The sequence below is a fragment of the Streptomyces sp. M92 genome, from assembly GCF_028473745.1.
Taxonomy (GTDB): domain Bacteria; phylum Actinomycetota; class Actinomycetes; order Streptomycetales; family Streptomycetaceae; genus Streptomyces.
This window is the reverse complement of the sequence record NZ_CP101137.1, coordinates 3,465,706-3,482,569: the sequence shown is the minus strand read 5'-3', so window position 1 is coordinate 3,482,569 and position 16,864 is coordinate 3,465,706. Positions and strand designations below refer to the sequence as shown.

At 71.8% G+C, this 16,864-nt stretch carries 18 protein-coding genes and 5 tRNA genes; 6 read left to right on the top strand and 17 right to left on the bottom strand.

What is annotated here, in order from left to right:
• Positions 1–2 precede the first annotated feature (2 nt).
• Positions 3–1,763 (bottom strand): fatty acid kinase ATP-binding subunit FakA, encoded by a 1,761-nt coding sequence (gene fakA / locus M6G08_RS15905; RefSeq protein WP_272587820.1) that lies wholly within the window; start codon positions 1,761–1,763, stop codon positions 3–5.
• Positions 1,764–2,031: 268 nt separating this feature from the next.
• On the opposite strand from fakA, the gene rpmB reads away from it, so the two are divergent.
• On the top strand, positions 2,032–2,217 hold the full coding sequence (gene rpmB, locus M6G08_RS15900; protein ID WP_013000438.1) for a 50S ribosomal protein L28: 186 nt from the start codon (positions 2,032–2,034) through the stop codon (positions 2,215–2,217).
• Between the two features lie 142 nt (positions 2,218–2,359).
• Here rpmB and thiD read toward each other — a convergent pair whose 3' ends face one another.
• Positions 2,360–3,157 (bottom strand): bifunctional hydroxymethylpyrimidine kinase/phosphomethylpyrimidine kinase, encoded by a 798-nt coding sequence (thiD, locus tag M6G08_RS15895; protein WP_272587819.1) that lies wholly within the window; start codon positions 3,155–3,157, stop codon positions 2,360–2,362.
• Positions 3,154–4,122, bottom strand: coding sequence for a thiamine-phosphate kinase (locus M6G08_RS15890; protein WP_019328746.1), 969 nt, complete (start codon positions 4,120–4,122; stop codon positions 3,154–3,156). Before M6G08_RS15890 ends, thiD begins: the two co-directional genes overlap by 4 nt.
• A 228-nt stretch (positions 4,123–4,350) precedes the next feature.
• Here M6G08_RS15890 and M6G08_RS15885 point away from each other — a divergent pair, with 228 nt between their 5' ends.
• Positions 4,351–4,584: an Lrp/AsnC family transcriptional regulator gene (locus M6G08_RS15885; RefSeq protein WP_019328745.1), complete on the top strand. Its 234-nt coding sequence runs from the start codon at positions 4,351–4,353 to the stop codon at positions 4,582–4,584.
• Between the two features lie 240 nt (positions 4,585–4,824).
• On the opposite strand, the gene M6G08_RS15880 is transcribed toward M6G08_RS15885, so the two are convergent.
• The 3 genes from M6G08_RS15880 to M6G08_RS15870 all read right to left on the bottom strand — a co-directional run bounded on the left by M6G08_RS15880 (position 4,825) and on the right by M6G08_RS15870 (position 7,891).
• Positions 4,825–5,994, bottom strand: a complete 1,170-nt coding sequence (locus M6G08_RS15880) for a D-alanine--D-alanine ligase family protein (protein ID WP_272587818.1) — start codon at positions 5,992–5,994, stop codon at positions 4,825–4,827.
• Between the two features lie 92 nt (positions 5,995–6,086).
• Complete coding sequence (locus M6G08_RS15875) at positions 6,087–7,097, bottom strand: NAD(P)H-dependent glycerol-3-phosphate dehydrogenase (RefSeq protein WP_272587817.1); 1,011 nt, start codon at positions 7,095–7,097, stop codon at positions 6,087–6,089.
• Positions 7,094–7,891, bottom strand: a complete 798-nt coding sequence (locus M6G08_RS15870) for a lysophospholipid acyltransferase family protein (RefSeq protein ID WP_272587816.1) — start codon at positions 7,889–7,891, stop codon at positions 7,094–7,096. The genes M6G08_RS15875 and M6G08_RS15870 overlap by 4 nt, the downstream gene beginning before the upstream one ends.
• A 143-nt stretch (positions 7,892–8,034) precedes the next feature.
• On the opposite strand from M6G08_RS15870, the gene cofC reads away from it, so the two are divergent.
• Both cofC and M6G08_RS15860 read left to right on the top strand, forming a co-directional pair.
• A complete protein-coding gene (gene cofC / locus M6G08_RS15865) occupies positions 8,035–8,673 on the top strand; it encodes a 2-phospho-L-lactate guanylyltransferase (protein WP_272587814.1) in 639 nt (212 codons plus the stop codon).
• A gap of 9 nt (positions 8,674–8,682) precedes the next feature.
• A complete protein-coding gene (locus M6G08_RS15860; protein WP_217246754.1) occupies positions 8,683–8,886 on the top strand; it encodes a hypothetical protein in 204 nt (67 codons plus the stop codon).
• A 720-nt stretch (positions 8,887–9,606) separates the two neighbouring features.
• Here M6G08_RS15860 and M6G08_RS15855 read toward each other — a convergent pair.
• From M6G08_RS15855 to leuC, 4 genes are all read right to left on the bottom strand, one after another.
• Positions 9,607–10,266: an HU family DNA-binding protein gene (locus tag M6G08_RS15855; RefSeq protein ID WP_272587813.1), complete on the bottom strand. Its 660-nt coding sequence runs from the start codon at positions 10,264–10,266 to the stop codon at positions 9,607–9,609.
• A 137-nt stretch (positions 10,267–10,403) separates the two neighbouring features.
• Positions 10,404–10,634: an SCO5555 family protein gene (locus tag M6G08_RS15850; RefSeq protein WP_272587812.1), complete on the bottom strand. Its 231-nt coding sequence runs from the start codon at positions 10,632–10,634 to the stop codon at positions 10,404–10,406.
• Positions 10,635–10,910: 276 nt separating this feature from the next.
• Positions 10,911–11,504: a 3-isopropylmalate dehydratase small subunit gene (leuD, locus tag M6G08_RS15845; RefSeq protein WP_073731615.1), complete on the bottom strand. Its 594-nt coding sequence runs from the start codon at positions 11,502–11,504 to the stop codon at positions 10,911–10,913.
• Positions 11,505–11,509: 5 nt separating this feature from the next.
• A complete protein-coding gene (leuC, locus tag M6G08_RS15840; RefSeq protein ID WP_272587811.1) occupies positions 11,510–12,940 on the bottom strand; it encodes a 3-isopropylmalate dehydratase large subunit in 1,431 nt (476 codons plus the stop codon).
• Positions 12,941–13,137: 197 nt separating this feature from the next.
• Between leuC and ndgR the strand changes: the two genes are divergently transcribed.
• A complete protein-coding gene (gene ndgR, locus M6G08_RS15835; protein ID WP_073731617.1) occupies positions 13,138–13,854 on the top strand; it encodes an IclR family transcriptional regulator NdgR in 717 nt (238 codons plus the stop codon).
• Positions 13,855–13,952: 98 nt separating this feature from the next.
• Here ndgR and M6G08_RS15830 read toward each other — a convergent pair whose 3' ends face one another.
• Complete coding sequence (locus M6G08_RS15830; protein WP_272587810.1) at positions 13,953–14,483, bottom strand: DUF4188 domain-containing protein; 531 nt, start codon at positions 14,481–14,483, stop codon at positions 13,953–13,955.
• 80 nt (positions 14,484–14,563) lie between these two features.
• Between M6G08_RS15830 and M6G08_RS15825 the strand changes: the two genes are divergently transcribed.
• Complete coding sequence (locus M6G08_RS15825; RefSeq protein ID WP_272587809.1) at positions 14,564–15,208, top strand: MerR family transcriptional regulator; 645 nt, start codon at positions 14,564–14,566, stop codon at positions 15,206–15,208.
• 63 nt (positions 15,209–15,271) lie between these two features.
• Here the strand turns inward: M6G08_RS15825 and M6G08_RS15820 are convergent.
• The 6 genes from M6G08_RS15820 to M6G08_RS15795 form a co-directional block, all read right to left on the bottom strand.
• Positions 15,272–15,344 (bottom strand) — tRNA-Glu (locus M6G08_RS15820).
• Positions 15,345–15,387: 43 nt separating this feature from the next.
• Positions 15,388–15,459: transfer RNA gene (locus M6G08_RS15815), tRNA-Gln, on the bottom strand.
• Between the two features lie 20 nt (positions 15,460–15,479).
• Positions 15,480–15,552: transfer RNA gene (locus tag M6G08_RS15810), tRNA-Glu, on the bottom strand.
• A 29-nt stretch (positions 15,553–15,581) separates the two neighbouring features.
• Positions 15,582–15,654 (bottom strand) — tRNA-Glu (locus M6G08_RS15805).
• 39 nt (positions 15,655–15,693) lie between these two features.
• Positions 15,694–15,765: transfer RNA gene (locus M6G08_RS15800), tRNA-Gln, on the bottom strand.
• A gap of 92 nt (positions 15,766–15,857) precedes the next feature.
• A complete protein-coding gene (locus M6G08_RS15795; protein WP_272587808.1) occupies positions 15,858–16,592 on the bottom strand; it encodes an HAD family hydrolase in 735 nt (244 codons plus the stop codon).
• Positions 16,593–16,864 lie beyond the last annotated feature (272 nt).

Genomic DNA, 16,864 nt, shown 5'->3' with positions numbered 1-16,864 from the left:
TGCTACTCCACACCGACCAGCAGCAGCGCGCCCTGCCGCCCGCCCCGGTAGACCACCGTGTCGACGGCCAGGTACGCCTGGCGGACCCGGGCCTGAAGACGGCCGGCGACGGACTCGGGGGCCTCTTCGCCGAGGACGAGGGTGACCAGCTCGCCGCCGGCCGCGAGCATCCGGTCCAGGACGGTCGCGGCGACCTCGGCGACGTCCGCGCCGATCACGGCCACGTCGCCGTCGATGAGGCCGAGCACGTCACCGGCCTGGCAGATGCCGGCGGTGGTCCAGGCCTGGCGTTCGGCGACGGCGACCTCGGCGTACCGGGTGGCGCCGGCCGCCGAGGTCATCGCCACCACGTCCTCGTCGAAGCGCCGCCCGGGTTCGTGCACGGCCAGCGCGGCGATGCCCTGGACCGCGGAACGGGTCGGGATCAGGGCCACCCGGACGCCCTCGGTCCGGGCCTGCTCGGCCGCCGCGGCGGCGGTGTGGCGCAGTTCGGCGTCGTTGGGCAGCAGCACGACCTCGCGCGCGTGCGCCCGGCGTACGGCCTGGACCAGCTCGCCGCTCGCCGGCGGCTCCCCGGGGCGGGCGAGCACGGTCGTCGCGCCGGCCTCGGTGTAGAGCCCCGCCAGCCCCTCCCCCGGCACGACGGCCACCACGGCGCGCTGGGCCCGCTCCCGGGGCGGGCGCTCGGAGTGGGTGGTGTGCGCGTCGCCGTGCCCGAAGTGGGTGATCCGGATCCGGTACGGCCGTCCGGCCTCCACACCCGCCTCGACGGCGGCGCCCGCGTCGTCGACGTGCACGTGGACGTTCCACAGTCCGTCGCCGCCGACGACGACGAGCGAGTCCCCGAGGGCGTCGAGCCGCCGCCGCAGCCGCGCGACCTCCGTGTCCCCGGCCTCGAGGAGGTAGATCACCTCGAAGGCGGGGCCGCCGCTCCCGGCACCGCCGTTCCCGGCACCGCCGTCCGCGGAAGCGCCGTCCAGGAAGCCGCCGTCCACGGGGCACTCGCCCACAGGGTCCGCCGGGTCGAGCGCCACGCGTGCGTGCGACACGGTGAGAGGCTCCGGTGCCCGACCCGTGAAGGTCTCCACGAGGGCCGCGAGGACGGTGACGAGGCCGTGTCCGCCGGCGTCGACGACTCCGGCGCGCTTCAGGGCGGGCAGCTGGCCCGGGGTGGCGGCGAGCGCCGCGCGGGCGCCGTCGTACGCCGCGCGGGCCACGTCGGCGCAGTCGCCCTCCGCCCCGTCGGCCGCGTCCGCGGCGGCGGTGGCGACGGTCAGGACGGTGCCCTCGACGGGGTGGGCCACGGCCTGCCGGGCGGACTCGGCCGCGTGCCGCAGGGCCGCCCGCAGTCCCGGGCCGTCGGTGTGGGCGCCTTCACCGTCCGGGCGGGCGCCTGCGGCGTCGGCGGTGAGCACCTGGGCCAGGCCGCGCAGCAGCTGCGCGAGGATCGTCCCGGAGTTGCCGCGGGCGCCGATCAGCGCGCCGTGCGCCATGGCGCCGACGGTCTCGGCCAGCGAGGGGCCCTCGTCCGGGCCGCAACCCGGCTCCCCGGCGCCCACCGCGTGCGCCGCGAACACCGCCTCCACGGCGGCGACGGCCGACTCGACGGTCAGGTACAGGTTCGTGCCGGTGTCCCCGTCGGCGACCGGATAGACGTTGATCGCGTCGATCTCCTCGCGCGCCCGCCCGAGCGCGCGCAAGGACAGACCGCACCAGGTACGCACCGCCAGAGCGTCGAAGAACCTCTGCGGCACCTGCGCCACCTGCGCCTCCCTGAGCTGCTGGACGTGGCTGGCAGCGTAGACCTCGGGAGGGCGCCCACCGGAAGAGGGCCGGGGGCGGGCCCCTGAGCTGCCATGGTAGTTTCGTTGTACGGGAGCAGCCGTTGTATGCTGCTCCGGTTGCCCGGTCCCGATCGGGCTCTTCCCCCTGGCACCGCCACTCAGACCCCGGACCGTTCGCGGCCCCGGAACCTTGATCCCGGCATGCCGGGGTCAACCGTAAGTGCATCTGAAGTCTTTGGAGTGACCCGTGGCTGCCAACTGCGACGTCTGTGGCAAGGGGCCGAGCTTCGGCAACAACATCTCGCACTCGCACCGCCGTACGTCCCGTCGCTGGAACCCGAACATCCAGCGCGTGCGTACCGTGGTCGGCGGGACGCCGAAGCGCGTGAACGCTTGCACCTCGTGCATCAAGGCCGGGAAGGTCTCGCGCTGACGCGTCAGCTGAGCGCGCGGCCACTGCCTGGTCCGCTGCATGGAGCCGGTCCACCTCGGGTGGGCCGGCTTTTTGCCGTGCCGTAAAGCTTCTCCGTACGGTGGCCGCCCTTGGCCCAGAAGGCGGCCACCGTGCGTCGGGCTCAGGGCACGTCCCGTCCGAGCGCCCAGCCGTGGTCCACGGGCCCGATGCCGCCGCCGAGCGCGAACCCGGCCCCGATCCCCCCGGTGACGTACTCCTTGGCCGCCGCGACCGCCTCGGGCACCGGCTGCCCCTTGGCGAGCCCGCAGGCGACGGCCGACGCGAGGGTGCAGCCGGTGCCGTGGGTGTGCCGGTTGTCGAGGCGCGGTGCGCGCAGCCAGTGCTCCTCGGAGCCGTCGGTGAGCAGGTCCACGGCGTCGCCCGCCAGGTGGCCGCCCTTGACCAGCACCCAGCGCGGCCCGTACTCCAGGACGGCCGCCGCGGCCCGGCGCAGGTCGGTGTCCGACTCGACGTGTATGCCGGTGAGTTGGGCGACCTCGTCGAGGTTGGGGGTGGCGACGGTGGCGGCCGGGAGCAGCTTGGTGCGGACCGAGTCCAGCGCGGAGGCGGCGAGCAGCGCGTCCCCGTGCTTGGAGACGCCTACTGGGTCGACGACGGCCGGGGCGTCGGTGTCCGCGATCAATTCGGCGACCGTCTCGACCAGTTCGGCGGAGGAGAGCATCCCGGTCTTGACCGCCTGGACGCCGATGTCGTCCACGACGCTGCGGTACTGGGCCCGCACCGCCTCCACGGGCAGCTCCCAGGCTCCCTGGACGCCCAGCGAGTTCTGCGCGGTCACCGCGGTGAGCACGCTCATGCCGTGGGTGCCGAGGGCGAGCATGGTCTTCAGGTCGGCCTGGATGCCGGCGCCGCCGCCGGAGTCGGAGCCGGCCACCGTGAGGACGTTCGGCAGGCTCATGCCTCGACCTCCCCGCCGAAGTGGTCCCAGCCGCCCTTGCTGGTCCAGGGCGCGCCGTCGACGGTCACCTGGGGCAGCGCGGAGGGGTTGAGCACCTCGCCGATGACCTTCCAGCGGGCGGGCAGTTTCACGTCCGGCGGGAAGGTCGCCACGATCGCGTGGTCCTCTCCCCCGGTGAGCACCCACTGCATCGGGTCGACGCCGACGGCCTGGCCGATGTCGTTCATCTGGGTGGGGATGTCGATCTGGCCGGAGCGGATGTCGATCCTGACCTTGCTGGCCTCCGCGATGTGGCCCAGGTCCGCGATGAGTCCGTCGCTCACGTCGCACATGGCGGTGGCGCCGAGCCCGGCGGCGGCCGGTCCCGCGTGGTAGGGCGGCTCGGGACGCCGGTGGGCCTCGACGAAGGCGCGCGGCGAGCGGAAGCCCCGGGAGAGCACGGCGAACCCGGCCGCGGACCAGCCGAGCCAGCCGGTCACCGCGACGAGATCGCCGGGCTGGGCGCCGCCCCGGGTGACGGGCTCCTGGTTGCGCAGGTCACCGAGGGCGGTGATGGAGACGGTGATCGTGTCACCGCGCACCACGTCGCCGCCGACCACGGAGGCGCCCGCGACCTGGCACTCGTCGCGCAGCCCGTCCATCAGCTCGGTCGGCCAGGTCACCGGCAGTTCGGCGGGGACCACCAGGCCGAGCAGCAGCGCGGTCGGCACCGCCCCCATGGCGGCGATGTCGGCCAGGTTCTGCGCCGCCGCCTTGCGGCCCACGTCGTACGCGGTGGACCAGTCGCGGCGGAAGTGCCGCCCCTCGACGAGGATGTCGGTACTGGCCACGACCCTGCGGTCGGGCGCGGCCACCACCGCGGCGTCGTCGCCGGGGCCGACCCGGACCGCCGGAGTGGTGGTCAGACGGGAGGTGAGCTCCCTGATGAGCCCGAACTCCCCGAGCTCACCAACAGTGCCCTTCATTGCCTTGACTCCCCTTCTGTCCCTGTCCGTGCCCGGTCGCGCGTCATCTCTGTCCTCGTTACGGTCGGAATGACCGTCGCCACTCGCCGGCGCGCTCGTCAACTCGTGTCATCGCGGCACCACGGCGCGAGCGGCCCGTGCCCCGCGGGTCTCCCCGCGAAGAGCGCCGACGCGATACCGTGGCGTTCCTTTTCCCCACATGATCCTCGTGGCCGCTCTGGAGGTTTCGTGGTACAGGCGTACATCCTGATCCAGACGGAGGTCGGCAAGGCGTCGACCGTCGCCGAGACGATCAGCAAGATCCCCGGAGTGATCCAGGCCGAGGATGTGACAGGACCCTACGACGTCATCGTCCGCGCCCAGTCCGACACCGTCGACGAGCTGGGCCGCATGGTGGTGGCCAAGGTCCAGCAGGTGGACGGCATCACTCGTACTCTGACCTGTCCGGTCGTTCATCTCTAGCCCCCTTCCGCCCGCTCGCTCTCCCACTGCTGATCGCCGCCACGGGCTGCTCCTCAGCAGACGACAGCGAGTCGGCGGCGGTTCCCCGGGCCGCCGGCCCGGGCGCGTTGGTCACCGAGCTGTGGCACAACGCGGACAACGCACCGCTGCCCGCGGGCGAGCGGGCTGGGAAACCCGCTGATCATACTGCGAGAAGGCGACCCCCGAGGGGGCCGCCTTCTCGTCCGTGTGCGGGAGACGTCAGCGCAGTCCCGTGGAGCGCCGCAGCGCCGCCTGGACCAGCCGGTCCACCAGCTCCGGGTAGCTCACTCCGGTCGCCTGCCACATCTGCGGGTACATGGAGATCGGCGTGAAGCCCGGCATGGTGTTGATCTCGTTGATCACGAACTCGTCGTCCTCGGTGAGGAAGAAGTCCGCGCGGACCAGCCCTTCGCAGGAGGCGGCGTCGAAGGCCGCGACCGCGAGCCGCCGGACCTCGGCGGTCTCCTCGTCCGTGAGCGGGGCGGGGACGACGCCGGGCGTGGAGTCGATGTACTTGGCCTCGAAGTCGTAGTACGCGTGCTCCGAGGGCGGTGGGATCTCGGCGGGGACGGAGGCCCGGGGGCCGTCCTCGAACTCCAGCACCCCGCACTCGATCTCCCGGCCGCGCAGCGCCGCCTCGACGAGGATCTTCGGGTCGTGGCGCCGGGCCTCCTCGATCGCCTCGTCGAGGCCGGAGAGGTCGTCGACCTTGGTGATGCCGATCGAGGAGCCCGCCCGCGCGGGCTTCACGAACAGCGGCCAGCCGTGCTCGCCGGCGAAGTCGACGACCTTCTTGCGGGCGGCGGAACGGTCCTGCTCCCACTCGCGGGGGCGGATCACCGTGTACGGGCCGACTTTCAGCCCGTAGGAGGTGAACACCGCCTTCATGTACTCCTTGTCCTGGCCGACGGCCGAGGCGAGCACTCCCGAGCCGACGTAGGGCACGCCGGACAGCTCCAGCAGGCCCTGCAGGGTGCCGTCCTCGCCGTAGGGGCCGTGCAGCACGGGGAAGACGACGTCGACCTCGCCCAGGGCCTTGGGCACCGAGCCGGGTTCGCTGTAGACGACCTCGCGGCTGGCGGGGTCGACGGGGAGCACCACGCCGCCCTCGGTCGACTCGGCCAGTTCCTCGACGTCGGGCGTACGGCGGTCGGTGATCCCCATGCGTTCCGGTTCGTCGGCGGTCAGGGCCCACCGGCCGTCGCGGGTGATGCCGATCGGCAGGACGTCGTACTTCGTCCGGTCGATGGCCGCGAGGACGGCGCCGGCGGTGACCACGGAGATCCCGTGTTCGGAGCTGCGTCCGCCGAACACGACGGCCACGCGCGGCTTGCGAGGGGGCTGCTCCGGACTCTGCTCGGGGCTCTGGGGGAGGTTCTCGGTGCTCATATCGCGTTGAGAGTACCCGCCCGAGGTGCCCCGAGACAGCGTCGGCGGGGCCGCGTGGCGCGAGCGGGACACGGGTGCCGGAGGGGTGTCGCTCAGCGTCGTTCGGGCTTCGCGCTGCGCGACATCAGCTCCTTGACCGCCACCACCGGGGCCTTGCCCTCGTGGACGATCGCGACGACCGTCTCGGTGATCGGCATGTCGACGCCGTGTCTGCGGGCCAGATCCAGCACGGACTCGCAGGACTTGACGCCCTCGGCGGTCTGCCTGGTGACCGCGATGGTCTCCTGGAGGGTCATGCCCTTGCCGAGGTTGGTGCCGAAGGTGTGGTTGCGGGACAGCGGCGAGGAGCAGGTCGCCACCAGGTCGCCGAGCCCGGCCAGTCCGGAGAAGGTCAGCGGGTCGGCGCCGAGGGCGACCCCGAGACGGGTGGTCTCGGCGAGGCCGCGGGTGATGAGGGAGCCCTTGGCGTTGTCGCCCAGGCCCATGCCGTCCGCGATGCCGACGGCCAGCCCGATCACGTTCTTGACCGCGCCGCCCAGCTCGCAGCCGACGACGTCGGTGTTGGTGTACGGGCGGAAGTACGGCGTGTGGCAGGCGGCCTGGAGGCGTTGGGCGACCGACTCGTCGGGGCAGGCGACGACGGCGGCGGCGGGCATGCGGGCGGCGATCTCACGGGCCAGGTTGGGACCGGTGACCACGGCGACGCGCTCGGGGCCGACCTTGGCGACGTCCTCGATGACCTCACTCATCCGCATCGTGGAACCGAGTTCGACGCCCTTCATCAGCGACACCAGTACCGTGCCGGGCGCCAGCAGCGGTGTCCAGTCGGCGAGGCCCGCGCGCAGGGTCTGGGAGGGGATCGCGAGGACGGTGAAGTCGGCGCCCCGCGCGGCCTGGGCGGCGTCGGTGGTGGCGCGCAGGTTGGCGGGGAGTTCCACACCGGGCAGGTAGTCCGGGTTGGTCCGGTCCAGGTTGACGGCGTCGGCGAGTTCGGCGCGGCGCCCCCACAGGGTGACGTCGCAGCCGGCGTCGGCGAGGACCATGCCGAAGGCCGTGCCCCACGACCCGGTGCCGAAGACGGCCGCCTTGACGGGCTCGCTCACGTGCTCTGCCCTTCCGCCTGCTGCGGCTGCTGGTTGTGCGTGTGCTCGTTGTGCCGGTTCTGGGCCTGTGTGCGGCGCCGCTGCTCGATCCGCTCGCGGCGCGGGTCGTAGGGCGTCTCGGGCGCCTTCTCGCCTCGGATCTCCTCCAGCTGGCGGGTGACGGCGGCCATGATGACCTCGGTGGCCTCCTTCAGCAGCTCCGCGGTCATCTCCTTGTCGTAGAACCGCGAGAGGTCGACCGGCGGGCCCGCCAGCACCTGGTGGGTCTTGCGCGGCAGGAGGTGGGGCTTCTTGGTGTAGGGCGGCAGCAGTTCGTTGCAGCCCCACTGGGCGACCGGGATCACCGGGCACTTGGTCTGCAGGGCGACGCGCGCGGCACCGGTCTTGGCGGTCATCGGCCAGCCGTCCGGGTCGCGGGTGAGGGTGCCCTCGGGGTAGAAGGCGACGCACTCGCCGCGCTCCACGGCGTCGATCGCGGCCCGGAAGGCGCTGAGCGCGTCCGTGCTCTCGCGGTAGACGGGGATCTGTCCGGTGCCCCGCATCGCGGCACCGACGAATCCTTTCTTGAAAAGGCCGCTCTTCGCCAGGAATCGCGGGACGCGCCCGGTGTTGTACTGGTAGTGCGCGTACGCGAAGGGGTCGACGTGCGAATTGTGGTTCACAGCGGTGATAAATCCACCGTCGGCCGGAATGTTCTCCATTCCCCGCCAGTCCCGCTTGATCAGAACCACGAGCGGCGGTTTGCAGATCACCGCGGCCAGGCGGTACCAGAAGCCGATTCTGCGGCGGGGCACGCTGACACCTTTCCTCCAGGGCCTGGGGCCGGACAAGTGTCGCCCCGGGCCGCCCGTCTGTCGAGAACACCGTACGCCCCGGAGAGTGAACCGGCGGATCTCCCAGGTGACAATGGCGGCGACGAGAGAAGGACGGAACGCTCGTGCAGTGGACCTTGGTCGTACCCGTAAAGCCCCTCCCCCGGGCCAAGAGCAGGCTGGCGGACACCGCCCACGACGGGGTGCGGCCGGGCCTCGCGCTGGCGTTCGCACAAGACACCGTGACAGCCGCGCTGGCCTGCCCGCAGGTGGCGGATGTGGCAGTTGTCACGGCTGACGCCCGGGCGGGGCGGGAGCTGGCGAAGCTGGGCGCCGGGGTCGTTCCGGACGAGCCGGGCGACGGCCTGAACGCCGCCCTCGCGCACGGGGCGGCCGCGGTGCGGGCGAGGCGGCCCGCACACCCGGTGGCCGCGCTCAACGCCGATCTCCCCGCACTGCGGCCGGCCGAATTGGCGCGAGTCCTGGCGGCGGCCGCGGAATTCCCGCGCGCATTTCTCGCCGATGCGGCCGGAATCGGCACGACTCTGCTGGCCGCGGCGCCGGGCCATGAATTGGCTCCGGCTTTCGGGCCGGACTCCAGGTACCGGCACCGCGCGTCCGGCGCGGTGGAACTGCGGCTCGGCGAGGTGGATTCCGTACGGCAGGACGTCGACACCGGCGGTGATCTGCGTGCCGCGCTGGCACTGGGAGTGGGGCCCCGTACTGCCGCGGTGGCCGCGCGGCTGCTGATCGCCGGGCAGTAGGCTGCCGGCATGCAGGCGACCGCTTACACGTACGACCCGGAAGAGCGCAGCGGGCAGGTGCTGCTCGACGACGGCACACCGGTGCCCTTCGACGCGGCGGCGTTCGACGCGGGGGGCCTGCGGCTGCTGCGGCCCGGGCAGCGGGTGCGGATCGAGACCGAGGGCTCGGGCGCGGAGCGCAGGATCACGCTGGTGACGCTGCAGACGTTCTGACCGGACGGGCGGGGGCTCTGGCGGCCGGACGCGGCGGAGTTCTGACGCCGGGCACAGCGGAGTTCTCGACACCGGACGCCGGAGAGTTCCGGCGCCGGACGCGGCAGACGTGATGGCAGCCAGGGAGTCCGGACACCATGACGGCCGGGCGCCGCTGCCCCTTTCCGACCGGCAGGGTGCCGCGAACCCTTCCGACCCACCCGGTGTCCAGAGCTTCCTGACCGGCCGGATGCGCAGACCCCTCCGACCCACCGGGCGGCGCAAGCCTTCCCGCCCGCCCGGGTGCGCTTCCGACCCGTCGGGCGGCGCACTCCTTCCCGACGGCCGGATGCGCGGACCCCTCCGACCCACCAGGCGCCGCAAGCCCTCCCGGCCGCAAGCCTTCCCGACCGACCGGGCGGCGCAGACTCCTCCGACCCACCAGGCGCCGCAAGCCCTCCCGACCGGCCGGGCGGCGCAGACCCCTCCGACCCACCAGACGCCGCAAGCCCTCCCGACCCGTCAGGCACCGCAGGCCTTTGGCCCCCGACCAGGCACCACAAGCCACTCTTCCCACCAGGCACCGCAGGCCGTTCTGACCGCCCCCGCGGCGCCGCGGGCTCCCCGTCTCCCGGTCGGGCACCGCATCCGGTCGTGCACACGCCGCGGGCCGGACTCCGAGAGGGAGTCCGGCCCGGCGCGTGAGTGCCCGTGCGGCCTGCCGTTCGCCGCGTGCCGCTGCTACTTCTTGCGGGCGGTGGCCTTCTTGGCGGTGGTCTTGCGGGCGGTCGACTTCTTGGCCGGAGCCTTCTTCGCCGTCGCCTTCTTGGTGGCAGGAGCCTTCTTCGCCGTGGTCTTCTTCGCCGCCGTGGTGGTCTTGGCGGTGGACTTCTTGGCGGGGGCCTTCTTCGCCGTCGCCGTCTTCGCCGCCCCGGTGGTCTTCTTCGCGGTGGTCTTCTTCGCCGCCGCGGTCGTCTTCTTGGCCGCGCCCGTGGTCTTCTTCGCGGCGCCCGTGGCCTTCTTGGCGGCGGCCTTCTTGCCCGCGGCCTTGGAGATGGTGGGCGGCGGGCCGGACAGGCTGCCCTTGGGGGCCTTCTTGACCGCGATGTCGTTCTTCGGAAGCTTCTTCGAGCCGCTCACCAGGTCCTTGAAGCCCTGACCCGCGCGGAAGCGCGGCACGGACGTCTTCTTGACCCGCACCCGCTCACCCGTCTGCGGGTTGCGGGCGTAACGGGCCGGGCGGTCGACCTTCTCGAAGGAACCGAAGCCGGTGACCGAGACCCGGTCGCCCGCGACCACTGCGCGGACGAGTGCGTCCAGGACCGCGTCGACAGCGTCGGCGGCCTGCTGGCGACCGCCCAGCTTGTCGGCAATCGCTTCTACGAGCTGCGCCTTGTTCACGTCTTCCCCTTCGGAGACATCGCCAGAACGAATCTGTTCAAGCTTTTTCGCACGTTAGGCAGATATATACCGCAAATCAAACACGAAACGGGCTAATCACCCTTGTGCCGCAACGGACTCGGGCCGCCCCGGCCTGTTCAGCCGTCCTCTTCGGGGAGACGACCCTCGTCGAGGTCCGCGATGAACCGCTCCAGGCGCCGTTCCGCACCGGCGAGATCGTGTTTGGCCGCGGCCGTAATGACCAGCAGCTTCCGGGTCAGCGCCATCCGTACGCCCTCCGGGACTTGCAGTGCGCGCACTGTTGTGTGCGCTTCCTTGAGCCGGGACGCGACCGCCGCATAGAGCTGGAGTTGGCCGTCGTGTTCCATGCACAGATTGTGCCATCTGGGGCGAGTTGTCGCCTGCGCAGGGGGCAACTGCCGCCTCGGACGGCCGTCCGGCCACACCCGGAAACCACGCGTCCAGAACCCGCGTACCCCCGCAACCACGCTTCCAACCAGGCAAGTTGACAGCCCCGGCCCTGACACGCACACGCGCGCGAACGCAGAAAAGGCTGTACCCCCGATCAGGCCGATCGGGGGTACAGCCGGAGTGTTGGGTGGCCGAAACTCGACCTTGCCGGGGCCCTTGAGGAGGCCCCGGTGTCAGGCCTGGAGGGTCTGCGGCTTGAACGACGGGCGCTTCGCCTCGTACGCGGCGATGTCCGCCTCGTTCTGGAGGGTGATCGAGATGTCGTCCAGCCCGTTCAGCAGCCGCCAGCGGGAGTTCTCGTCCAGCTCGAAGGAGGCGGTGACGCCCTCCGCGCGGACCTCACGGGCCTGGAGGTCGACCGTGACCTCGGCCTGCGGGTCGTTCTCCGTCAGCTCCCACAGCGCGTCCACGACCTTCTGGTCGAGGACCACGGTGAGCAGCCCGTTCTTCAGCGAGTTGCCGCGGAAGATGTCGGCGAAGCGAGAGGAGATCACGGCCTTGAAGCCGTAGTTCTGCAGCGCCCAGACGGCGTGCTCACGGGAGGAGCCGGTACCGAAGTCGGGGCCGGCGACCAGGACGGTGGCGCCCGCGCGCTCGGGCCGGTTGAGCACGAACTCCGGGTCCTTGCGCCAGGCCTCGAACAGCCCGTCCTCGAACCCGTCCCGCGTCACCTTCTTGAGCCAGTGGGCGGGGATGATCTGGTCGGTGTCGACGTTGGAGCGGCGCAGCGGGACGGCCCGGCCGGTGTGGGTGGTGAATGCTTCCATGGCTCTCAGACTCCAGCGGGCGTGGGGACGTCGGCGGCGGACAGGTCGGCCGGGGAGGCCAGGTGGCCCAGGACCGCCGTCGCGGCGGCTACCTGCGGCGACACCAGGTGGGTGCGGCCGCCCTTGCCCTGCCGTCCCTCGAAGTTGCGGTTGGAGGTGGACGCGGAGCGCTCACCGGGGGCGAGCTGGTCCGGGTTCATGCCCAGGCACATCGAGCAGCCCGCGTGCCGCCATTCGGCGCCGGCCTCCTTGAAGACCACGTCCAGGCCCTCGGAGACGGCCTGCAGACCCACCCGCGCGGAGCCGGGGACGACCAGCATGCGTACGCCGTCGGCGACTTTGCGGTCCCGGACGATCTCGGCGGCGGCGCGCAGGTCCTCGATGCGGCCGTTGGTGCAGGAACCTACGAAGACGGTGTCCACCTTGATGGAGCGCAGCGGCTGCCCGGCCTCCAACCCCATGTACTCCAGGGCCTTTTCGGCAGCGAAGCGCTCCGAGGCGTCTTCGTACGAAGCCGGGTCGGGGACGGCGGCGGACAGCGGCGCGCCCTGGCCCGGGTTGGTGCCCCAGGTGACGAACGGCGACAGGTCGGCGGCCTCGATGACGACCTCGGCGTCGAACTCGGCGTCGTCGTCGGTGCGCAGCGTCCTCCAGTACTCGACGGCCGCGTCCCAGTCGGCACCCTCGGGGGCGTGCGGACGGCCCTGGAGGTAGGCGAAGGTGGTCTCGTCGGGGGCGATCATGCCCGCGCGGGCACCGGCCTCGATGGACATGTTGCAGATGGTCATGCGGGCCTCCATCGAGAGCTTCTCGATGGCCTCGCCCCGATACTCCAGGACGTAGCCCTGGCCGCCGCCGGTGCCGATCTTCGCGATGATCGCGAGGATCAGGTCCTTCGCCGTGACACCCTCGGGCAGTTCCCCGTTGACGGTGATCGCCATGGTCTTCGGGCGGGCCATGGGCAGCGTCTGGGTGGCCAGCACGTGCTCGACCTGGGAGGTGCCGATGCCGAACGCCAGGGCGCCGAAGGCGCCGTGCGTGGAGGTGTGCGAGTCGCCGCAGACCACGGTGGTGCCGGGCTGGGTCAGGCCCAGCTGCGGGCCGACGACGTGCACGACGCCCTGCTCGACGTCGCCCAGCGGGTGCAGCCGGACGCCGAAGTCCGCGCAGTTCTTGCGCAGCGTCTCCAGCTGGGCCCGGGAGACCGGGTCCGCGATGGGCTTGTCGATGTCGAGGGTCGGGGTGTTGTGGTCCTCGGTGGCGATGGTCAGGTCGAGCCGGCGCACCGGGCGGCCGCTCTTGCGGAGGCCGTCGAAGGCCTGCGGGCTGGTCACCTCGTGCAGCAGGTGCAGATCGATGAAGAGGAGGTCGGGCTCGCCCTCGGCGCGCCGGACGACGTGGTCGTCCCAGACCTTCTCCGCGAGTGTCCTACCCATCGCTTTCCCTCCGGCCGACGACAACGCGACGGCCCAACTAGAGATCTTGGGGAAGCGGCGCCCACACCCCTGCGTTTCCGGGCAACCGCCACCAGGCCCTTTCGTCACGGGCCGCTGTGACTTCCTGCCGTCAAGAGTGGCGGGTTCCACGGAAAATTGAACTTGCGTTTCACAGAGTGAGACGGGAGTATCGTTTCATGGACAACAGTAGCGGCGTCGGCGTTCTGGACAAGGCGGCCCTCGTCCTGAGCGCTCTGGAGTCCGGCCCGGCCACCCTCGCGGGACTGGTCGCGGCGACCGGACTGGCACGACCCACGGCCCACCGCCTGGCCGTGGCACTGGAACACCACCGTATGGTGGCGCGCGACATGCAGGGCCGTTTCATTCTCGGCCCGCGCCTGGCCGAACTGGCCGCGGCGGCCGGTGAGGACCGCCTGCTCGCCACGGCGGGCCCGGTGCTCACCCATCTCCGCGACGTGACGGGCGAGAGCGCGCAGCTCTACCGCCGCCAGGGCGACATGCGCATCTGCGTCGCCGCGGCCGAGCGACTGTCCGGCCTCAGGGACACGGTCCCGGTCGGCTCCACGCTCACGATGAAGGCCGGTTCCTCGGCGCAGATCCTCATGGCCTGGGAGGAGCCCGAGCGCCTCCACCGGGGTCTGCAGGGCGCCCGCTTCACGGCGACGGCGCTGTCCGGCGTGCGGCGCCGGGGCTGGGCCCAGTCGATCGGCGAGCGCGAGCCGGGCGTCGCGTCCGTCTCCGCGCCCGTGCGCGGTCCCTCGAACCGCGTGGTGGCCGCCGTCTCCGTCTCCGGCCCCATCGAGCGCCTCACCCGCCACCCGGGCCGCATGCACGCCCAGGCGATCATCGACGCCGCCGGCCGTCTCTCCGAGGCCCTGCGCCGCTCGGGCTGACCCCGCCCGGGTACGCGACCGGGACCGGGCCCGCCTCAACGCCGCGGAGGGCCCTTCCCTGACCCGCGACCCCCGGTCAGGCCGTACTCACCGCGTGCTCACGCCCTTTCGGACCCCGCCCGCTTCCCGGACCGGTGCGCGAACCGGTCCTCGGCCCGCCTGCCCCGCCGCTCCAGCGGTACCTGGCCGTGTGCCGCAGCGAGCCCGAAGGGCGGCATGTCCGCGTAGATCGACTCGTAGGAACCCTCCGGCACCACGTACGCCTCGTGCCACAGCCCCACGTGTCCGCGCACCTTCCGCGCCCGCTCCTTGCGGTTGACGAACGCCCACGCCCGGTGGTGGAACATGTCGGGAGAGTGGGCGTACCGGTAGAGCTTCTCCTTGGACTCCCAGTACTGGACCACGTAGTACGTCCGCGGCGAGGCCGTCAGCAGCACGTGGCCGAGGAGTCCGCGGTCCGGGTCCTTCGCCAGTTCGCGCAGCATGCGCGGCATGGACAGCAGGACCGGCAGCCAGTGGTGCACCGCCCAGAAGTGGTTGATCCGCATGCCGATGAGCAGGACGACCACGTCGCCCTCGGCAGCGGCGGTGGTACGGACCGCGGTACCGGTGCCGGAATCGCCGGTCATCTCGACCTCCCCGTCGGCGGGCTGGACTCTCCGAGTCGCCGTGCTTGGATAGTGCCGGTACCCGAGGAGGGGCGCAAGGGATGCGGCTGGCCGAGTTGAGCAAGCACAGCGGTGTGTCCACCGCGACGATCAAGTACTACCTGCGCGAGGGCCTGTTGCCGCCCGGCCGGCAGATCAACGCGACCACGGCCGAGTACGACGAGGTCCACCTGCGCCGGCTGCGCCTGGTGCGGGCGCTGATCCAGGTGGGGAAGGTGCCGGTGGCGACGGCGCGTGAGGTGCTGGGGCACGTCGACGACGACTCCCTGGGCCGGACCATCAGGCTCGGCGCGGCGCTGTGGGCGCTGCCGCAGGGACCGGAGCCGGACGAGGAGGACCCGTCCGTGATCGCGGCGCGGGCGGAGGTGGACCGGTTGCTGGAGATGCTGGGCTGGGAGACGGCCCGGGAGCTGTCCTCCCTCTCCCCCGTGCACCGGTCGCTGGTGACGGCGGTGGCGGCGCTGCGCCGGCTGGACTACCCGTGGGACGCGGAACTGATGGCGCCGTACGGGCAGTTGATGCACGAGGTGGCCCGCAGGGACCTGGACTTCATGGAGAACCACGGCTCGGAGGCGGAGAAGGTCGAGATGGCGGTCGCGGCGGCGGTGCTCTTCCAGCCGGTGCTGCGGGCGCTGCACCGGCTGGCGCAGGAGGAGGAGTCGGCGCGGCGGTACGGGATCGAATGAACGCCGGTGCCGAGTGAACGCCGAAGGGGCTCCCGCCTGAGCGGGAGCCCCTTCGGACTCGTGTACCCCCGACCGGATTCGAACCGGCGCTACCGCCTTGAGAGGGCGGCGTGCTAGGCCGCTACACAACGGGGGCGAGGATCGTACAAGCGCTTGATACCAGGCGCCGCAGACCCGAGCTGGTCTACCAGGACTCGAACCTAGACTAACTGAACCAGAATCAGTCGTGCTGCCAATTACACCATAGACCAATGTGGTTTAGACCAGTTTGTACCCCCGACCGGATTCGAACCGGCGCTACCGCCTTGAGAGGGCGGCGTGCTAGGCCGCTACACAACGGGGGCCCTAGCGATCACCTCGTGAGAGATCACCGTACCCCCGACCGGATTCGAACCGGCGCTACCGCCTTGAGAGGGCGGCGTGCTAGGCCGCTACACAACGGGGGCCTTGCGGATGTTCTCCGCGGCGCAGATAAGCTCTGCGAGCTGGCCTACCTGGACTCGAACCAAGACTAACTGAACCAGAATCAGTCGTGCTGCCAATTACACCATAGGCCACTGGAACGCAAGCCCCTGAGGGGATCTTGTTCTAGCTTTGCGCTTCCGGTTCCCGGCCTTTCGGCCCGCTCCCCGGCGGCGCAGAAAGAACATTACCCGAAGGTGGACGGGGCTCCAAAACGAGTATCGGCACCGAGGAGCGCCGGGAGTTCGGACAGGGACGCGATACGGCGTGGTCCGGCGGGCGGGTCGAGGGTCGCGTACGCGCCGCCGCGGTCGATCCACACCGACAGCAGCCCGGCGTCGGCGGCGCCGCGGCCGTCGATCTCCGGGTGGTCGCCGACGTACGCGACCTCGTGCGGGGCGAGGGAGAGGGCGTCGCAGGCGGCGAGGAAGGCGCCGGGCTCGGGCTTGGAGACGCCCAGCTCGGCGGCGCACAGGATGGCCTCGAAGCGGTCGTGCACGCCGAGGACGCGCAGCTTGCGGTCCTGGACGGTGAGGCTGGAGTTGGAGAGCACCGCGTGCCGGTGGCTGTCGGCGAGGGCGTCCAGGACGGGCATCACGTCCGGGAAGAGGGACCAGGCGGCCTCGTAGTGCGTGACGTAGCGCTCGAACCAGCCGTCGGCCTCGGTGTCGGTCAGTTCCGGCCGGCCCAGGAAGACCCGGGTGCGGTCGCGGCGCTGTGTGACGAAGTCGACTTCACCGGCCGCGAATCTCGCCCACTGCTGGTCGGTGATCTCCCGCCAGCGCGCGAGGGCCTCCTCGGGCGTCCCGTACCCGGCGAGCAGCCCCTCGGCGACCAGGTGGGCGCGCATGCCCTCGCGGTCGGCGGTGGTGTAGTCGAAGAGGGTGTCGTCGACGTCCCAGACCACAGCTTGGATCGGCATGGCGCCAGCCTAGGCGGTACGGACGGTGGGTGCCCCGGAGTCGGCGGACTCGGCCCCTGCCGGGCGGCGAGGCCCTCGATGCCGACGGTGAGGATCCTGGTCTGGACGAGGTCGCTCAGGGCGAACCCGGCCTTGTCCAGCGTCTCGGCCAGGCGCCGGAAGGTCAGCCGGAGCTGGCCGCGGACGTCGCCCACGGCGGCGATGCCCGCCCTCGTCGTCCCGGGCCTCGTGACCGGCGACCACGAGCCGGCGCCGGGGCTGTCCGACGAGTA

Bases quoted from the DNA above. Each gene is read 5' to 3' on its own strand.
- M6G08_RS15850 (WP_272587812.1), bottom strand. From the start codon at position 10,634: ATGGAACACGACGGCCAACTCCAGCTCTATGCGGCGGTCGCGTCCCGG.
- M6G08_RS15795 (WP_272587808.1), bottom strand. From the start codon at position 16,592: ATGCCGATCCAAGCTGTGGTCTGGGACGTCGACGACACCCTCTTCGAC.
- thiD (WP_272587819.1), bottom strand. From the start codon at position 3,157: ATGAGCCTGCCGAACGTCCTCACGGTGGCCGGCTCCGACTCCGGCGGC.
- M6G08_RS15825 (WP_272587809.1), top strand. From the start codon at position 14,564: ATGCGGCTGGCCGAGTTGAGCAAGCACAGCGGTGTGTCCACCGCGACG.
- leuD (WP_073731615.1), bottom strand. From the start codon at position 11,504: ATGGAAGCATTCACCACCCACACCGGCCGGGCCGTCCCGCTGCGCCGC.
- M6G08_RS15880 (WP_272587818.1), bottom strand. From the start codon at position 5,994: ATGAGCACCGAGAACCTCCCCCAGAGCCCCGAGCAGAGTCCGGAGCAG.
- leuC (WP_272587811.1), bottom strand. From the start codon at position 12,940: ATGGGTAGGACACTCGCGGAGAAGGTCTGGGACGACCACGTCGTCCGG.
- M6G08_RS15830 (WP_272587810.1), bottom strand. From the start codon at position 14,483: ATGACCGGCGATTCCGGCACCGGTACCGCGGTCCGTACCACCGCCGCT.
- ndgR (WP_073731617.1), top strand. From the start codon at position 13,138: ATGGACAACAGTAGCGGCGTCGGCGTTCTGGACAAGGCGGCCCTCGTC.
- M6G08_RS15890 (WP_019328746.1), bottom strand. From the start codon at position 4,122: ATGAAGGGCACTGTTGGTGAGCTCGGGGAGTTCGGGCTCATCAGGGAG.
- M6G08_RS15860 (WP_217246754.1), top strand. From the start codon at position 8,683: ATGCAGGCGACCGCTTACACGTACGACCCGGAAGAGCGCAGCGGGCAG.